Source organism: Streptomyces sp. NPDC090445 (assembly GCF_044769385.1).
GTDB lineage: Bacteria > Actinomycetota > Actinomycetes > Streptomycetales > Streptomycetaceae > Streptomyces.
Window position 1 is genome coordinate 253872 of record NZ_JBIVXV010000006.1, and the last position, 16598, is coordinate 270469.

16 protein-coding genes and 1 pseudogene are annotated in these 16598 nt (G+C 75.6%); 9 read left to right on the forward strand and 8 right to left on the reverse strand.

Going from position 1 to position 16598, the window contains the following annotated elements:
* Window positions 1-65: 65 nt before the first annotated feature.
* From ACIQUT_RS16245 to ACIQUT_RS16260, 4 genes are all read right to left on the reverse strand, one after another.
* Window positions 66-1460, reverse strand: a complete 1395-nt coding sequence (locus ACIQUT_RS16245; RefSeq protein WP_403563556.1) for a serine/threonine-protein kinase — start codon at window positions 1458-1460, stop codon at window positions 66-68.
* Window positions 1461-1543: 83 nt separating this feature from the next.
* Window positions 1544-2302 (reverse strand): metallophosphoesterase, encoded by a 759-nt coding sequence (locus ACIQUT_RS16250; RefSeq protein WP_403563557.1) that lies wholly within the window; start codon window positions 2300-2302, stop codon window positions 1544-1546.
* A complete protein-coding gene (locus ACIQUT_RS16255) occupies window positions 2299-2565 on the reverse strand; it encodes a hypothetical protein (protein WP_403563558.1) in 267 nt (88 codons plus the stop codon). Before ACIQUT_RS16255 ends, ACIQUT_RS16250 begins: the two co-directional genes overlap by 4 nt.
* The gene (locus tag ACIQUT_RS16260; RefSeq protein WP_403563559.1) at window positions 2562-3302 is read right to left on the reverse strand and encodes a nucleotidyltransferase family protein; all 741 of its coding nucleotides are present in this window, start codon (window positions 3300-3302) and stop codon (window positions 2562-2564) included. The genes ACIQUT_RS16255 and ACIQUT_RS16260 overlap by 4 nt, the downstream gene beginning before the upstream one ends.
* Before the next feature lie 235 nt (window positions 3303-3537).
* Here ACIQUT_RS16260 and ACIQUT_RS16265 point away from each other — a divergent pair, with 235 nt between their 5' ends.
* Window positions 3538-4824 carry an MFS transporter gene (locus tag ACIQUT_RS16265; protein WP_403563560.1) on the forward strand — a complete coding sequence of 429 codons (1287 nt, stop codon included), beginning with the start codon at window positions 3538-3540 and terminating at the stop codon, window positions 4822-4824.
* Here the strand turns inward: ACIQUT_RS16265 and polX are convergent.
* Window positions 4769-6493: a DNA polymerase/3'-5' exonuclease PolX gene (gene polX, locus ACIQUT_RS16270; protein ID WP_403563561.1), complete on the reverse strand. Its 1725-nt coding sequence runs from the start codon at window positions 6491-6493 to the stop codon at window positions 4769-4771. The genes ACIQUT_RS16265 and polX overlap by 56 nt on opposite strands.
* Window positions 6494-6674: 181 nt before the next feature.
* A complete protein-coding gene (locus ACIQUT_RS16275; protein ID WP_403563562.1) occupies window positions 6675-6932 on the reverse strand; it encodes a helix-turn-helix domain-containing protein in 258 nt (85 codons plus the stop codon).
* Here ACIQUT_RS16275 and ACIQUT_RS16280 point away from each other — a divergent pair.
* The 4 genes from ACIQUT_RS16280 (at window position 6881) to ACIQUT_RS16295 (ending at window position 10884) form a co-directional block, all read left to right on the forward strand.
* A complete protein-coding gene (locus ACIQUT_RS16280) occupies window positions 6881-7759 on the forward strand; it encodes an NADP-dependent oxidoreductase (protein WP_403563563.1) in 879 nt (292 codons plus the stop codon). The two genes, ACIQUT_RS16275 and ACIQUT_RS16280, sit on opposite strands and share 52 nt — an antisense overlap.
* 72 nt (window positions 7760-7831) lie before the next feature.
* Entirely contained in the window at window positions 7832-8500 is a 669-nt protein-coding gene (locus ACIQUT_RS16285; RefSeq protein WP_403563564.1) for an alpha/beta fold hydrolase, read from the forward strand.
* Window positions 8501-8594: 94 nt separating this feature from the next.
* Complete coding sequence (locus ACIQUT_RS16290; protein ID WP_403563565.1) at window positions 8595-9719, forward strand: CapA family protein; 1125 nt, start codon at window positions 8595-8597, stop codon at window positions 9717-9719.
* 166 nt (window positions 9720-9885) lie between these two features.
* Window positions 9886-10884 (forward strand): nucleoside hydrolase, encoded by a 999-nt coding sequence (locus tag ACIQUT_RS16295; protein WP_403563566.1) that lies wholly within the window; start codon window positions 9886-9888, stop codon window positions 10882-10884.
* 99 nt (window positions 10885-10983) lie between these two features.
* Here the strand turns inward: ACIQUT_RS16295 and ACIQUT_RS16300 are convergent, their stop codons facing one another.
* A complete protein-coding gene (locus ACIQUT_RS16300) occupies window positions 10984-11466 on the reverse strand; it encodes a Rieske (2Fe-2S) protein (protein ID WP_403563567.1) in 483 nt (160 codons plus the stop codon).
* Between the two features lie 90 nt (window positions 11467-11556).
* Window positions 11557-11685 (reverse strand): hypothetical protein, encoded by a 129-nt coding sequence (locus ACIQUT_RS16305; protein ID WP_403563568.1) that lies wholly within the window; start codon window positions 11683-11685, stop codon window positions 11557-11559.
* A gap of 13 nt (window positions 11686-11698) precedes the next feature.
* Between ACIQUT_RS16305 and ACIQUT_RS16310 the strand changes: the two are divergent.
* The 4 genes and pseudogenes from ACIQUT_RS16310 to ACIQUT_RS16325 form a co-directional block, all read left to right on the forward strand.
* Window positions 11699-12154 (forward strand): annotated as a pseudogene (locus ACIQUT_RS16310) (DoxX family protein); the annotation flags it as partial.
* A 326-nt stretch (window positions 12155-12480) separates the two neighbouring features.
* Window positions 12481-13875, forward strand: coding sequence for an NADP-dependent succinic semialdehyde dehydrogenase (locus ACIQUT_RS16315; protein WP_403563569.1), 1395 nt, complete (start codon window positions 12481-12483; stop codon window positions 13873-13875).
* A 129-nt stretch (window positions 13876-14004) separates the two neighbouring features.
* The gene (locus ACIQUT_RS16320; protein WP_403563570.1) at window positions 14005-15318 is read left to right on the forward strand and encodes an MFS transporter; all 1314 of its coding nucleotides are present in this window, start codon (window positions 14005-14007) and stop codon (window positions 15316-15318) included.
* Window positions 15315-16586: an anhydro-N-acetylmuramic acid kinase gene (locus ACIQUT_RS16325; protein ID WP_403563571.1), complete on the forward strand. Its 1272-nt coding sequence runs from the start codon at window positions 15315-15317 to the stop codon at window positions 16584-16586. The genes ACIQUT_RS16320 and ACIQUT_RS16325 overlap by 4 nt, the downstream gene beginning before the upstream one ends.
* Window positions 16587-16598: the final 12 nt, after the last annotated feature.

The window sequence follows — 16598 nt, forward strand, 5'->3', positions numbered from 1 at the left end:
GCCCCGCAGCCGGACTCGGCCTCCCGCCTGCCGAAACCGGCGGGCCGAGGAGGGGGCGGGGCGGGTCAGCCGTGGGTCGGGGCCGGTTCCGGCGGGTGGTGGGCGGACCGGCGGCCCGGGAACCGGCGCCACAGCGCCCAGGCGGCGGTGGCCACGACGATCACGTTCAGCAGCACCGGGGCCCAGCCCCAGTGCAGGGCGGGCCAGATGGCGGTGGCCGCCACGAAGGACACCGCGAGGTCGGCCCCGGCGAACATCAGCCACGCCCCGAGGGGCCCGCGCCGGGGTGCCAGGGTCCCGTTCACGGCGGCCAGCACCGCGGCCGTGACGAGGATGGGGCCCACCGCCCAGCGGCCGTGCCATCCGAGGAGGGCGTACCAGACGTACGTGTTCGCCCAGACCAGCGCGAAACAGGCCCCGCCGCGGAGCAGCCGGGACCCCACCGGGTACGGCCCGTTCCCGGGCGCGGTCCCGTTCCCGGGCGCGGGCCCGTTCCCGGGTGCGGCGGCCTCGGCCGGCGCGTGCGGGACGGCGTCGGGCTCCCGGCGGGGGTGCACGCCCGCGCCCCGGCCGGAGGGCGGCGCGTCCTCCACCGTGGTCGCCGCCGGCCGCGGCGGAGCGGCCTGTGCCGCGGTCCCCTCGTCCCGGGCCACCGCCTCCAGGGCGGCCAGCGCCTGCTCCGCCGTGCTCCGCCGGTCCGGATCCTTCGTCAGCAGGCCCGCCAGTACGGGCCCCAGCGCGCCCGCCCGCTCCGGCGCGGGCGGCTCCTGCGTGACGATCGCGACGCACAGCGCGGAGAAGGTGTCGGCGGAGAACGGCGGTCGGCCCTCCACCGCGCTGTACAGGGTGGCGCCCAGGGACCACAGGTCGGTGGCGGGCGTCGGGGGCTCGCCCTCCAACTGCTCGGGGGCGATGTAGGCGGGGGTCCCGATGATGGTGCCGGTGTGGGTGAGCGTCATCGTGGCGTCGGAGACGTGGGCGATGCCGAAGTCCGTGATGATGACCCGGTCGTCCATCAACAGGACGTTGTCCGGCTTGAGATCGCGGTGGACGGTGCCGGCGGCGTGCGCCCGCGCGAGCGCCTTCAGCATCAGGGCGCCGATCTCCGCGACCCGCCGCACCGGCAGCCCGCCCTCCCGCGCCACGGCGGCGGCGAGGGACGTGCCGGTCACGTACTCCATGACGATGGCGGGCGTCCCCTCGTGCTCGACCACGTCGTGGACCGTGATGATCCCCGGGTGGTTGAGCCGTGCGGCGGCCCGCGCCTCGCGCAGCACCCGCTGCAGCAGGACCGTCCGCTGCTCGTCGCCGATGCCCTGCGGAAGCAGGACCTGCTTGACCGCCACCTCCCGCCCGAGCGTCTCGTCCCTCCCCCGCCACACCCGGCCCATGCCGCCCTGGCCGATGAGGTCGAGGAGTTGGTACCGGCCGCCTATCAATGCCCCGTTCGCCTCTGCCACGGCCCCACCCTAAGTGCTCCGCCGGAAGTCCGGTCGTGAAACCGCGGGCCGGTGGGGGCCGTTCGCACAGTTCCCCGCGCCCCCTACGGGGCGAGGTGGTAGACGGCGAAGGCACGGCCGATGACGGGCATGGCGACGTTGCGGACCCGGATTCCGCCCGCCGTCATCCCGTGCTCCGTGCCGTGGTGGGCATGTCCGTGCACGGCGAGGTCCGCGCCCGCCGCGTCGATCGCCTCGGCCAGCAGGTAGCTGCCGAGGAAGGGGAAGATCTCCAGCGGCTCCCCGGCCAGCGTGTCCGGTACGGGGGCGAAGTGGGTGAGGGCGATCCGCACGGCGCACCCCGTGTCCGCCAGGCCGTCGAGGGCCCGTCGCAGGCCCTCCGCGGACTCCCGGGAGGCCCGGACGAGGGCCTTCATCTCGGGTTCGCCGAAGTCCCCGGCGCAGCGCCCGGCGAAGCCGCCGCAGAAGCCCTTGGTGCCGGCGATGCCGACGGCGACCGGGGCGCCGTCACCGCCGCCGTCCCGGCCGCCGTCGCCGTCGACGTCGATGCGTACGAACGTGCCCTCCAGGACCGTTGCGCCGGCTTCGCGGAGGACGTCCGCGACCTCGTCCTGGCGGTCGCTCTGGTAGTCGTGGTTCCCGAGCACGGCCACCACGGGCACGGGCAGCCCCCGCACCTCCCCGGCCACCACCGCTGCCTCCTCGGGGGTGCCGTGCCGGGTGAGGTCGCCGGCGAGGAGCAGCACGTCGGCGGCGCCGCCGAGGGTGTCGAAGGCGGGCCTCAGCAGGCCCTCGCTCCCCGGAGCGAGGTGGATGTCCCCGACGGCGGCGACGCGGGTCATGGCAGGTCTTCCTCCTGCTCCTGCGACGGCGGCTGCGTACTGACGACGCGTACGTCGTGCCGCCACGGCAGCCCGGCCAGTTCCTCGGCGGCGGCGCGCAGCACCGCGGCCCGGCAGTCGGGGGTGGTGACGGTGCCCGACAGGACGGGGATCCCGCCGTTCAGGTCGATCCGTACGCCGAGTTCGGCGACGTCGTCGCGGGCGAGCCGCTCGCGCAGGTGCTCGACCCGGTAGGTGACGGCGTCCGGGTGGGGGGCGGTCATGGCTGCGTTTCCTTCCCGGCCGGGTCCGGCCGACGACGGTCGTGCTCGCGCGGGCCGATGACGTCGAGCCGTTCGAGGAGGTACAGGAACGCGTCGGGGAGGGGGTCGGACCGGTGGGCGCGGTCGAGCCGGTCCCAGTCGATCCGCTCGCGCAGGACGCGGGCGGTGGGCAGCAGGGCGCCGAAGTCGCAGTAGTGCTCGGTGAGGGCGGCGAGCAGGCTGTCCATGAGGTCGGTGGGGGCGAGGACCGGCATGTACACCGAGTCCACGGAGCGGACCTCGGCGCGGGCGAGCAGGTCGCTGCCGACCGGGCGGCGGGCCAGCTCGAAGATCAGGTCGATCTCCTCGCCGTCGGAGCGCCCCTTGACCAGCCAGTCCTCGGAGGGTTCGCGGAGCCGGACGCCGCCCTCCTCCAGGGCGGCCATGACCTCCGGGGCGTCCTCGCGGCGCAGGCAGAAGTCGGTGTCGTGCTGGAAGCGGGCCGGGGCGCCGTGGGCGAACGCGGCCACGCTGCCGGCCAGGGCGAAGGGCCTGCCCGTGGCCTTGAGCAGGGCGGCGACGCGTTTGGTCGCCTCCAGGATGGCCTGGGTGTGGTCCTGCGGCAGCGCGGCACCGGGGCCGGTGTCCGGGACCGTTTCGGTGTCGGTGCCGGTGTCGACGTCGGGGTCGGCGCCCGCGGGCACACCGGCACCGGCACCGGCAGCGGCTCCCGGGTAGGGCATCGGGGCGTGGCTCATGGGTACGGCCTCCTGGTCGGCCGGTGGTCGCCAGCGCCTGCCCGGCCGGGGGCGGGTCAAACGGGGTCGGCCCGTCGTACGCCCCTCGCCGTGCCGTCTCCCCTCGCCGCGCCGTGCCGTCTCCCCTCGCCCGCCCCGTCCGTACCGGGTCGGGTCCGCCGCGCACGACTCCCGCCCGTTCTCAACATGCGAAACGCTTTGTCTCACATCCCGGCACGGTCATTAGAGTTCCGGTGTGAACACGCAGCGCATGTCACGCAGTTGGCTGATGCTCGCCCTCGGCACCGGCGGCCAGACCGCCAGTACGACGGCGCTCTACGGCCTCGCCTACCTGATCCCCGCGTTCCGCGAGGACCTCGGGGTGTCGCTGGCCGGGGCGGGGGTGCTCGTCGCCTGCCCCATCGTCGGGATCCTGCTCGGGCTGATCGGGTGGGGTGTGGTCGCCGACCGGTACGGGGAGCGGCTGGCGCTGGGGGCCGGGCTGCCGGCCGCCGCCGCCGCGATGGCGGGCGCGGCCTTCACCGACGGCATCCGGACGCTGGGTGTCCTGCTGGTCCTGGCCGGGGCCTTCGGGTCCTCCGTGAACTCGGCTTCCGGGCGGCTGGTCATCGGCTGGTTCCCGCCGGACCGCCGGGGCGTCGCGATGGGGGTGCGGCAGGCGTCTCAGCCGCTGGGCACCGCCCTGGCGGCCGCCGCCCTGCCCCCGCTGGCCCAGCACGGCGGCCCGGCCGCGGCCTTCGGCCTGTGTGCCGTGCTGTGCGGGGTGACCGGCGCGGCGACCGCCCTGTTCGCGGTCGACCCGCCGCGCCCCGACCGGCCGAAGGGCGCCCGTACCCCCGCCCCGTACCGGGACGGCAGCGGCCATCTGTGGCGGCTGCACGGCGTCGCTGCCGTGCTGTGCGTGCCGCAGTTCGTGGTGACGGGCTTCGCGCTGCTGTTCCTGACCGAGGCGCGCGGCTGGTCCGCGGCGGCTGCCGGGGCGGTCCTGGCCGCCGTCAACCTGGCCGGTGCCGCCGTCCGCCTGCTGGCCGGCTGGTGGTCGGACGCCGCGGGCAGCCGGATCCGGCCCATGCGGTGGCTGGCCGCGGCCACCGCCGTGGACCTGGTCCTGCTCGCCGCCGGGGCGGCCTGGGACTCCCCCGCCGGTACCGCCGCCCTGCTGCTGGCCTCGGCGCTGACCGTCAGCACCAACGGGCTGCACAACACCGCGGTCGCCGAGTACGCCGGCCCCGACTGGGCGGGCCGCGCCCTGGGCGTGCACGGGATGGGGCAGCACGCCGCGATCGTCCTCGTCCCGCCGCTGGCCGGCGCGCTCATCGCCGACCGGGGCCATCCGCCGGCCTTCGCGCTGGCGGCCGTGTGCGCGGTGCTGGCGGTGGTGCTGCTGCCCGCCGCGGACCGGGCCCCGCGTACGGCATGGACCACCGCGCCCGGCGGCGGCGCACGGTCACCGGCCGGGGCGGCCGTCAGCCGCGCTTCGCGCGCAGGAAGCGCTGCAGACGCGTCCACGGCCAGGCGTTGACCACGTCCTCCTTCGTGAGCCAGCCGCGTTGGGCCGTGCCCACCCCGTACCGCAGGTAGGGCAGGTGCACGGTGGCGTGCGCGTCCGAGTCCACGGCGAACTTCACGCCGTGGCCCTTCGCCCGCAGGATGTCCTCGTCGCCCAGGTCGAGCCGTTCCGGATGGGCGTTGACCTCCAGGGCGGTCCCGGTGCGGGCGCAGGCCTCGAAGACCGCGTCGAAGTCGGCGTCCACGCCGGGCCGCTTGCCGATCCGGCGGGTGGTGGGGTGCCCGATGACGGCGACGTACGGGTTCTCGCAGGCCCGGATCAGGCGCCGGGTCATGGCCTGCCGGCTCTGCCCGAAGTGGGAGTGGACGGAGGCCACGCACAGGTCGAAGCCGGCGAGGAACTCGTCGGGCCAGTCCAGGCCGCCGTCCGGGCCGATGTTGAGCTCCGTGCCGTGCAGCAGCCGCATCCTGCGCACGGTGCGGTCCAGGGCGCGGACCTGTGCGCGCTGTTCGAGGATCTTCTCCTTCGTCATCCGCTGCATGGCGAGGTCCGGGGCGTGGTCGGTGACGGCGTAGTACGCGTATCCGCGCGCGGCTCCGGCGGCGATCATGTCGTCGAGGGAGGCGAGCCCGTCGGTGAGGTCGGTGTGGGTGTGCAGGTCGCCCTTGATGTCGGCCTCGGTCACCAGCTCGGGGAGGTCCCCCGCCAGCCCTGCCGCGATCTCCCCGCGGTCCTCGCGGAGCGTCGGCGGGATCCAGGGCAGGCCGAGCCGGGCGTAGATCTCCTCCTCCGTCTCGGAGGCGAGGTTCTCGCCGCTCTCGGCGTCGAAGAGCCCGTACTCGGAGAGCTTGAGCCCCTGGCGCACGGCGAGCTCGCGGGTGCGGATGTTGTGCGCCTTGGAGCCGGTGAAGTACTGCAGCCCCGCGCCCCACGAGGCCGGCGGCAGGACGCGGAGGTCGATCTGGAGGCCGGCGGCCGTCCGGACGGAGGTCTTCTTCGCGCCGTGCGCGATGACCTCGGCGGTGACGGGGAGGTCCGCGAGGGCGGTCATGAACGGCTCGGACCGGTCCGCCGCGACCAGGATGTCGAGGTCGCCGACCGTCTCCCGCATCCGGCGCAGCGAGCCGGCGTACGTGCACCGTACGCAGCCGGGGATGCGGGTCAGCTCGGCGACGATCTCCTCGGCGATCTCCGTCGCCGCGTCCAGCAGGATGCGGTCGCCGGCCTGCCGGAGCAGGGAGATGCCGTGGAGGATGCTCTGCTCGGTCCGCTCGCCGAAGCCCTTCAGGTCGCGCAGCCGCTCCTCGTGCAAGGCGGCCTCCAGCTCCGCGACGGACGAGATCCCGAGCTCCCGGTGCAGCGCCAGCGCCTTGCGGGGGCCGAGCCCGGGGATGCGGGTCAGTTCGCGCACGCCGGGCGGGATGGCGGCCCGGGAGGCGTCGACCTCGGGGATGTGCCCGGTGCGCAGGTAGGCCTCGACCTTCTCGGCGATGGACCTGCCGACGTTCGGGATCTCCATGAGGCCCTTGGTGTCGAGCCCGGTGATGTCGGCCGGGTGGCCGCCGATGGCGCGGGCGGCCTTCTCGTACGCGCGCGCCTTGAAGGCGTCGGCCCCGCTGATCGCGATCAGGTCGGCGTACTCCCGGAGCAGTGCCTCCACCTCTTCGTTGGCCCGGCCCATACCTCCAGGGTGCCCCCGCGGCGCCGCCGGGGCACGGCCGTGCCCCGGCAGGCACTTGCCCCGGCTGCCGGCAGGCCCGCCCCGCCGCCCACGGGCCCGTCCTGACCGACCGCCCGCGGGAGCGGGGACGTGCCTGCCGCCCGCGGGAGCAGGGCCATGGCACACCCCGGGCGGGGCGGCTTCAACTCCCGGCGCCACCGGACGCCTTGGCGCGGAAGGTCTGCCGGTACGCCAGCGGCGCCACGCCGATCGCCAGGGCCATGTGCCTGCGCAGGGACGCGCCGGTGCCCAGCCCCGCCTCCTCGGCGATCCGGTCCACCGGCAGGTCGGTGGCCTCCAGCAGGCGCCGGGCGTGTTCGATGCGCTGCCGGGTGAGCCACTGGCCCGGTGTCATCCCGACCTCGTCGCGGAACCGGCGCGAGAAGGTGCGTACGCTCATCCCCGCGTGCGGCCGGCGGCCTCGCCGGCACCGGCCTGCCGCCCGTCCCGCTCGGCTGGGACCTGTCGGGCACCGTCGAGGCCGTCGGCATCGGCGTCACGCTCTTCCGGCCCGGCGACGAGGTGTTCGGCATGCCCCGGCACCCCGCTCCCGCGGGCACGTACGCCGAGTACGCCACCTCCCCCGCCCGGCACCTCGCCCACAAGCCGGCCGCCCTCGACCACGTGGCCGCCGCCGCCCTCCCGCTGGCGGGACTGACCGCGTGGCAGGCCCTGGTGGACACCGCCGACGTGCGGCCGGGACAGCGGGTCCTCGTCCATGCGGCGGCCGGCGGGGTCGGACACCTCGCCGTGCAGATCGCCAAGGCGCGCGGGGCGTACGTGATCGGCACCGCGAGCGCGGCCAAGCACGGCTTCGTCCGCTCCCTCGGCGCCGACGAGGCCGTCGACTACCGCACCACGGACTTCGCCGAGGCGGTCTCGGACGTCGACGTCGTCCTGGACACGGTCGGCGGCGCGTACGGCCCGCGCTCGCTGTGCACCCTGCGCCCCGGCGGCCTCGTGGTCTCCCTCGCCTCCCCCGCCGAGGCGGCCCTCGCCGACGGGGCGCGCCGGCTCGGCCTCCGCGCCGTGTTCATGGCGGTGGAGGCAGACCGGGCGGGGATGCAGGCCCTCGCGGACCTCGTCGAGCGGGGCGAACTCCGGCCGCACGTCGCGGAGGTGCTGCCGCTCGCACAGGCGGCCGAGGCGCACGCGCTCTCCCAGTCCGGCCGCACCACCGGCAAGATCGTCCTGACCACGGCGGCCCACACCCCCGGCAACGGCTGACGGGAACCCCCGCCCTGCCCTTGTTCCCTCTTCCCCTCTTTCCCTCTTCCCTTCTGACCTACGGAGTCCGCAATGACGACGTACGTACTCGTCCCCGGCGCCTGGCACGGCGCCTGGACCTTCGAACCCCTCGCCCGCGAGCTGCGCCGCGCCGGGCACGAGGCCTACCCGCTGACCCTGACCGGCCTCGGCAGCCGGAAACACCTCCTCACCGCCTCGGTCAACCTGGACACCCACATCGACGACGTGGTGAACCTCCTGGCCGACGAGGACGTGACCGACGCCGTCCTGGTCGGGCACAGCTACGGGGGCATGGTCGTCACCGGCGCCGCGGACCGGGTTCCGGACCGGGTGAAGGGCCTGGTGTACGTGGACGCGATGGTGCCCGAGGACGGCCAGTCCACCTGGTCGCTGGTCTCGGACAACGAACGCGCCTGGTACCTCGACGGCACCGGGGAGAACGGCTACACCAGCGCCCCGCTGCCCTTCTTCGACCCGCGCGCCACCCCGCATCCGCTGGCCTCGCTGCTCCAGGCGATACGGCTGGAGGGCGACCTGGGCCGCTTCGCCGCGAAGTCGTACGTCTACGCCACGCAGTGGCCGACTCCGTCGCCCTTCACGGGCCTGTACGAGCGGCTGAGCGGGCTGCCGGACTGGCGGACGCACGCCGTGGACAGCGGCCACAACGTGATGCGCGACGCGCCGGAGGAGCTGCTGAAGGTCCTGCTGGAGCACGGCTGACCCGGCCCGGGCCCGCGACGGCGCCGCCGGGCGTTCCCGCACAGGGGCGTCGGGCGGGGGCGTCGGGCGCGGGGATACGTCCTAGCCTGGTGATGTGGGTGCCGATGCGGTCACGGTGTTCCTGTGCGGCGACGTCATGCTCGGTCGCGGCGTCGACCAGGTCCTGCCCTGTCCCGGTGATCCGGAGCTGCGGGAGGGGTACGTCCGGGACGCCCGCGACTACGTGGGACTGGCGGAGGCCGTGAACGGGCCGCTCCCGCCCCTGCCGGTCGGCTTCGTCTGGCCGTGGGGGGACGCCCTCGGGGTCCTCGACGCGGCCGGGCCGGCCGCCCGCGTGATCAACCTGGAGACCTCCGTCACCCGGAGCGACGACTTCGCCCCGGGCAAGGCGGTCCACTACCGGATGCACCCGGGGAACCTGCCCTGCCTGGCGGCCGCCCGCCCCGACGTGTGCGTCCTGGCCAACAACCACGTCCTGGACTTCGGCCGACGCGGCCTGCACGAGACGCTCCGTACGTTGTCCCGCGCCGGGCTGCGGACGGCCGGGGCGGGCAGCGACGCCGCCGAGGCGGCCGCGCCGGCCGCCGTCCCGCTCGGCGGCGGCCGCCGCCTGCTGGTGTTCTCGTTCGGGATGCCCTCCAGCGGCATCCCGTCCGACTGGGCCGCCACCGGGAGCCGGTCCGGGGTGGCGTACGTCGCCGGGCCCGGCGCGGCGGCGGCGCGCGAACTCACCGAGCGGATACGGCAGGAGAAGCGGCCCGGGGACCTCGCGGTGGCCTCGGTCCACTGGGGCTCCAACTGGGGCTACCCGGTCCCCCGCGACGACACCGCCTTCGCCCGCGCGCTCGTCGACGGCGGCGCGGACCTCGTGCACGGCCACTCCTCGCACCACCCCCGCCCGCTGGAGCTGTACCGGGACCGGCTGATCCTGTACGGCTGCGGCGACTTCATCGACGACTACGAGGGCATCAGCGGCTACGAGCAGTACCGCGACGACCTGCGCCTGCTCTACCTGGCCGCCCTGGAGCCGGACACGGGCCGGCTCACCGCCCTCGGGATCACCGCCTTCCAGGCCCGCGCGCTGCGCCTGTGCCTCGCCTCGCCGGAGGACTCCCGGTGGCTGCGGCAGCTCCTGGACCGGATCGGCACGGGCCTGCGCAGCCGGGACGACGGCCACGACACGGCACCGCCGCACAGCTGGACCCTGGTCCCGGCCTGAAACGGCACGCCGGCCGCGCTCCGAAGTGCCCGGCGGCCCGGCCGGTTTGACGCGCCGGCAGGCCCCGGCACCGCCCGGGCCTGCCGGCCCCGCCCGGGCCTGCTGGCCCCGCCCGCACCGCGGGGGCACACTGATCACGCCGGGATCAGCGATCCGAGGAGACTCGATGCCCGAACCGTCCGCGCCGTCGACGCAGTCCGCGCCGCCCGCGCCTGCCGCACGCCCCGTACCGATCATCATCGACTGCGACCCCGGGCACGACGACGCCCTCGCGATCATGCTGGCGGCGGGCGACCCGGCCGTGGAGCTGCTCGCCATCACCACCGTCGCGGGCAACCAGACCCTCGCCAAAACCACCCTGAACGCGCGGCGGGTCTGCACGGTCGCCGGCATCACCGGGGTGCCCATCGCGGCGGGCTGCGACCGGCCGCTCGTCCAGCCGCTGGCGGTGGCCGACGACGTGCACGGTGCGTCCGGCATGGACGGCCCCGAGTTCCCGGAGCCGGCGGTGGACGTGGTGCCGGAGCACGCCGTGGACCTCATGCACCGGATCCTGACCGGCCATCCGGAGCCGGTGACCCTCGTCCCGACCGCCCCGCTGACCAACATCGCGCTGCTGCTGACCCGTTACCCGCAGGACGCCGCCCGGATCCGCGAGATCGTCCTCATGGGCGGCTCGACGGAGCGCGGCAACCGGACCCCGGCCGCCGAGTTCAACATCCAGACCGACCCGGAGGCCGCCGACATCGTCTTCCGCAGCGGCGTCCCGCTCACCGTGTGCGGCCTCAACGTCACCCACCGGGCGCTCGCCACCCCCGAGGTGGTGGCCCGCTTCGAGGCGCTGGGCACCGAGCTGGGCCGGATCTGCGCCGGCCTGCTCACCTTCTTCGCGTCCACCTACCGCGAGCTGTACGGGTTCCCGGACCCGCCGCTGCACGATCCGGTGGCCGTGGCCCGGGTGATCGACCCCGGGATCGTGCCCTGCGTGGACGCCAACGTGGTGGTGGAGCTGGCCGGCCGGTACACGCGCGGTGCGACCGTCGTCGACCTGCACCGCCGTACGGGCCGGCCGGTGAACGCGCGGGTGGCGACGGCCCTGGACGCGGACCGGTTCTGGGACCGGGTGGTCGCCGCGGTCTCCGTACTCGGCACCCCCGCCCCCTGACGGGCGCCGCGGGGGCGGGAGGGGGTGGCGGCGGTACGGTCCCGCTCGCCGCCACCCCGCGGCCGTCGCGCCCGGGCGCGGCCGCAGCACCCGCCTCCGTCAGGCGAGGGTAATGCTGTCTCCGGCCACGGTGATGCGGGCGGGCGCGAGCGGGCTGGTCGCGGGGCCGCCGGCCACCGTGCCGTCGGACACCTTGAACAGGCTCTGGTGGCAGGGGCAGACGATCTTCCCGTCCTTCACCGAGGCGACCGAGCAGCCCGCGTGCGTGCAGGTCGCCGAGAAGGCCTTGAACTGGCCCGCGGTCGGCTGGGTCACCACGACCTTCTGGTCCTTGAACACCTTGCCGCCGCCGACCGGTATGTCCGCGGTGCGCGCGAGGGCCTTCCCGCCGCCCGCGGGAGCCGGGGCCGCGGCCGAGCCGGCCGGCTGCGGGGCGCCCGCTTCGGAGCCGGCCGGGGCCGGGACGTCCTGCGTGCCGGAGGCATCGGAGCCGCCGTCGGCGCCGCAGCCGCTCAGGGCCGCGCCCGCCAGGGAGGCGGCGCCCGCCGCGAGGACCGTGCGACGGCCTGTGGTGTTGCCCATACCGTGTCTCCTTTTTCGTCCCGGAAACGGACCGGGGCATCGTATGTCTCCCCGGCCTCAACAGGAACACGCCAATCCGCCGTGGCCGGTTCAACGCTTCCTCGGATCGGATGTGATCGAACCGCGGCGGGCCCCGCGCCGTGTGCAGCGTATGAACACCTCGACGAACGCCTCGGCGAACAGCTCGGCGAACAGGTCGGCGAACGCCTCGGCGCCCACGTTCACTTCGGTCGTGCGCCGGCACGCGGCCCGCCACGCCCTCCTGCCGCTGCGGCTCTTCCTCGGCCTGACCTTCGTCTACGCCGGCCTGGACAAGCTGACCGACCCGGCCTTCCTGTCGGCCGGCGGCGACGGCTCGATCGGGCAGCAGATGCAGTCCGTACGGGATGCCTCGGCCCTGCCCGGCCTGGTCGACCTGGCGCTGGGCGACCCGGTCGCCTTCGGCTTCGCGATGGCCATCGGCGAGCTGGTCGTCGGGCTGGCGGTGCTAGCCGGCCTGCTGACCCGGGTCGCGGCGCTCGGCGGCAGCCTGATCTCGCTGAGCCTGTGGCTGACCGTCAGCTGGGCGGCGACCCCGTACTACCACGGCAACGACCTGGCCTACCTGATGGCGTGGACCCCGCTGGTGCTCACCGGTGCTCCCGTCCTGTCCCTGGACGCGGTCCTGCTGCGGCGCCGCAGGCAGCGGCTCACCCCGGCGGCCGGGCCGGAGCTGCAGGGCCCGCTCCGCATCCGGCGCCTCCAGGAGGAGGAGGTGCGGGGGGTGCGGGGCGTGTCCGCCGCGGCGCGGGGCGTGTCCGCCCGGGCGTGACGCGGCTCCGCCCGGGTGTGTGGCGGGTCCGCCCGGCCGTGATGCGGGGCGCCGCCGGCCGTGCGCTCGCCCGTACGCGGCCCCGCTCCCGCACCGTACGCGCGCCGCGTTGCGCGGGTGTGCCCCAGGGGGCAGGGTCGGGGAGGCGGTCGCCGGCCGACAAGGAGCGCCGGGGCCGAGGGCGACACGGACGAGGAGCCAGGATGCCGATTGCCACGGTGAACCCCGCGACGGGCGAGACGGTCCGCACCTTCGACACGCTGGGGCCCGACGGCATCGAGCGGTGCCTCGCCGATGCCGCGCGCGCCTTCGACTCGTACCGCACGACGGGCTTCGCCGAGCGGGCGGCGCTGCTGCTGCGCGCCGCCGACCTGCTGGAGGGCGACAACGAGGACATCGCGCGGACCATGACCACCGAGATGGGCAAGCCGCTGGCGGCGGCCCGCGCCGAGGCCGCGAAGTGCGTGAAGGCCATGCGCTGGTACGCCGAGCGCGCCGAGGGGCTGCTCGCCGACGAGGTGCCCGCGGCTTCCGACGTCCGCGACAGCGGTGCCACGACCGTACGCGCCCACTACCGGCCGCTCGGGGTGGTCCTCGCCGTCATGCCGTGGAACTTCCCCCTCTGGCAGGTCGTGCGGTTCGCCGCGCCCGCCCTGATGGCGGGGAACGTCGGCCTGCTCAAGCACGCCTCGAACGTCCCCCAGACGGCCATCTACCTCGGCGACCTCTTCGAGCGGGCCGGCTACCCGCACGGCTGCTTCCAGACCCTGCTGATCGGATCCGACGCCGTCGAGGGGGTGCTGCGGGACCGCCGGGTCGCCGCGGCCACGCTGACGGGCAGCGAGCCGGCCGGGCGCGCGGTCGCCTCGGCGGCGGGCGACGAGGTCAAGAAGACGGTGCTGGAGCTGGGCGGCAGCGACCCGTACGTGGTGATGCCGTCGGCGGACATCGCGCGGGCCGTCCGGACGGCTATCACCGCGCGGGTGCAGAACAACGGGCAGTCGTGCATCGCCGCCAAGCGGTTCATCGTGCACGCCGACGTGTACGACGAGTTCGCGGAGCGCTTCACCGCGGGCATGGCGGCGCTCACCGTCGGCGACCCGATGCTGGAGACCACCGACGTCGGCCCGCTCGCCACCGAGAAGGGCCGCTCCGACCTGGAGGAGCTCGTCGACGACGCGGTGCGCGGCGGGGCGGAGATCCTGTGCGGCGCGCGCCGGCCGCCGGAACTGGAGCGGGGCTGGTACTACGAGCCCACCGTGCTCGCCGGCATCACCCCGGACATGCGCATCGACCTGGAGGAGACCTTCGGGCCCGTCGCGACGCTCTACCGGGTGGCGGACCTCGACGAGGCGGTGGCCCGGGCCAACCACACGCCGTTCGGGCTCAGCTCGAACGTGTGGACCCGCAGCGACGAGGACATCGCGCGGTTCGTCCGCGACCTCCAGGCGGGCGGCATCTACGTCAACGGCATGACGGCCTCGCACCCCGCCCTGCCGTTCGGCGGCGTCAAGCGGTCGGGCTACGGCCGGGAGCTGTCCGGGCACGGGATCCGCGAGTTCTGCAACGTCACCACGGTCTGGCACGCCGCCGGCTGACGTGCCGACCGACGCGCCGCATGACGCGACGCCTCACCTCACCGCTGCTCACCCGCCGGTCTGCCGCCGAACTGCTGAACCGCGGCCTCCGCAGGCGTCGGGCGGGCGCCGAGGGGGCACGCAGCACGCGTGAGCCCTCTCGAACTGCATCCGGCGAGCGCCGCCGCCCGTACCGCCCGCTCCCGGCGGGCGCTGCTCGCCGGGAGCGTCGGCAACCTCGTCGAGTGGTACGAGTTCGGCGTCTACGGCTGCCTGGTCACGGTCATCGCGGACAACTTCTTCGCCACCGGCGGCCCGGCCGGCGGGGCCGGGGCGCTCGTCGCGACGTACGCCTCGTTCGCGCTCGCCTTCTTCTTCCGGCCCGTCGGCGCGCTGCTGTTCGGGCGGCTCGGCGACCGCGCCGGCCGCCGGCCCGCCCTCGTCGCGTCCGTCACCGTCATGACCCTCGCCACCACGGCGATCGGGCTGCTGCCGACCCGGGACGCGATCGGTGTGGCCGCCCCCGTCCTGCTGACGGTCCTGCGGGTGCTGCAAGGGCTGTCGGCGGGCGGCGAGTTCGGCGGTGCGGTCTCCCTGATGACGGAGCACGCGCCCGCGGGCCGCCGCGGCCTGCACGGCGCGTTCCAGTCGTTCACCGTCGCGCTCGGCCTGCTGGCCGGGGCCGGCACGGCCGCCGCCCTGGCGACCGTCCTGCCCGCCGAGGCCCTGTACGGGTGGGGGTGGCGGATCCCGTTCCTGCTGGCCCTGCCGCTCGGCGCGGTGGCGCTGTGGCTGCGCACCGGGGTGGAGGAACCGCCGCCGCCCCCCGACCCGGACCCCGGGCCCGGGCCCGGCGGGATGCCGGACCGGGCCGGCGTGGTGCACGCCGTCGTGCTGGGCATCGGCCGGGTCATGGGCTGGTCGGCGGCCGGCTACACCTTCCTCGTCGTCCTGCCGGCCCACCTGCAGGCCGTCCTCGGCACCTCCGTACGGGACGCCCTCCTCGCCACCGCCCTCGCCAACCTCGGCTTCGCGGCGGCCATCCTGCCCGCCGGGGCCCTCAGCGACCGGATCGGCCGGCGCCCGGTGATGGTCTTCGGCGCCCTGTCGGTGGTCCTGCTCGCCCTCCCCCTGCTCCGCCTGCTCCAGTCGCCCGCGGCCGGGCCGGGGGCCACAGCAGGGGCGGTGCTGCTCGCCGGGGCACTGGTCGGCCTGCTCGCCGGGCCGGGGCCGGCCATGCTCGCCGAGATGTTCCCGCGCCGGATCCGCTGCACGGGCCTGGGCGTGGCCTACGCCCTGTCGAACGCCGTGTTCTCCGGCTGTGCGGGCCTCGTCATCACCGCGCTGACCGCCCGGACCGGCAGCCCGGACGTACCCGCCTACTACGCCGCCGGGACGTGCGCGGTGAGCGCCGCCGCACTGCTGACCCTGGGCGGCTCGGACCACAAGGAGGCCCTGCGATGAGGGTGATCGGGCTGATGTCGGGGACCTCGTACGACGCCATCGACGCCGCGGCCGCCGACCTGGAACTGTCCGCCGCCGACGGAGACAGGGGCGGAGGCGGAGACGTAAACGGAGCCGGAGACGGAGACGGAGACGGAATCGGAGACGGAATCGGAGACGACGGCACCACCCTGCACCTGACACCGCTGGGCATGGTCAGCGACCCGTACCCGGACGAGGTCCGCGGCGCCCTCGCCGCCGCCCTGCCGCCCGCCCGCACCACCCTGGCCGAGGTGTGCCGCCTGGACACGCGCATCGGGCAGGCCTTCGCCGCCGCGGCGGCCCGCGCCGACCGCGAACTGTGCGCCGGGCGGGCCGAGCTGATCGCCTCGCACGGGCAGACGGTGTTCCACTGGGCCGAGGCCGGCCGGGTGCACGGCACCCTCCAACTGGGTGAGCCCGCCTGGATCGCCGAGGCCGGCGGCTGCCCCGTCGTCTCCGGGTTCCGGACGCGGGACGTGGCCGCGGGCGGGCAGGGGGCGCCGCTGGTGAGCCTGGTCGACCTGATGCTGCTGCGGGGGCGGCCCGGGGTGCCCGCCGCCCTGAACATCGGGGGCATCGCCAACCTCACGGTGCTGCCGTCCGGCGGCGAGCCGGTGGCATTCGACACCGGGCCGGGCAACGCGCTCGTCGACGCCGCGGTCCGGGACCTGACCGGCGGGCGGCTCGCCTACGACGACGGCGGTGCGCTCGCCGCCGCGGGGCGGGTCCACGAACCGCTGCTGGAGCGGCTGCTCGCGGAACCGTACTACCGGCTGCCGCCGCCCCGGACCACCGGGAAGGAGCTGTTCCACGCGGGCTACCTGCGGGCCGTCCTGGCCGGGTGCGCGGGGCCGGCGCCCTCGCCGCAGGACCTCGTGGCCACGCTGACACGGCTGACCGCCCGTACCGTGGCGGGGGCGCTGCGCCCGCTGCGGGCCACCGAGGTCTTCGCGTCCGGCGGCGGGGTCCGCAACCCGGTGCTGATGGGGATGCTCCGCGAGGAGCTCGCGGGGAGCACCGCCGTGCACGGCTCGGAGGAGCTCGGCCTGCCCGCGGCGGCGAAGGAAGCCTACGCGTTCGCCGTCCTCGGCTGGCTCACACTGCACGGGCTGCCCGGCAACGCCCCCGGGTGCACCGGAGCCGGCGGGCCGCGGGTGCTGGGCTCGCTGACCCCGGGCCGGCGCCCGCTCCGGCTGCCCGCGCCCCCGCCCCGGGCGCCCCGGGCCCTGGTGGTACGGAAACCATGAGCTTCAGGGTCC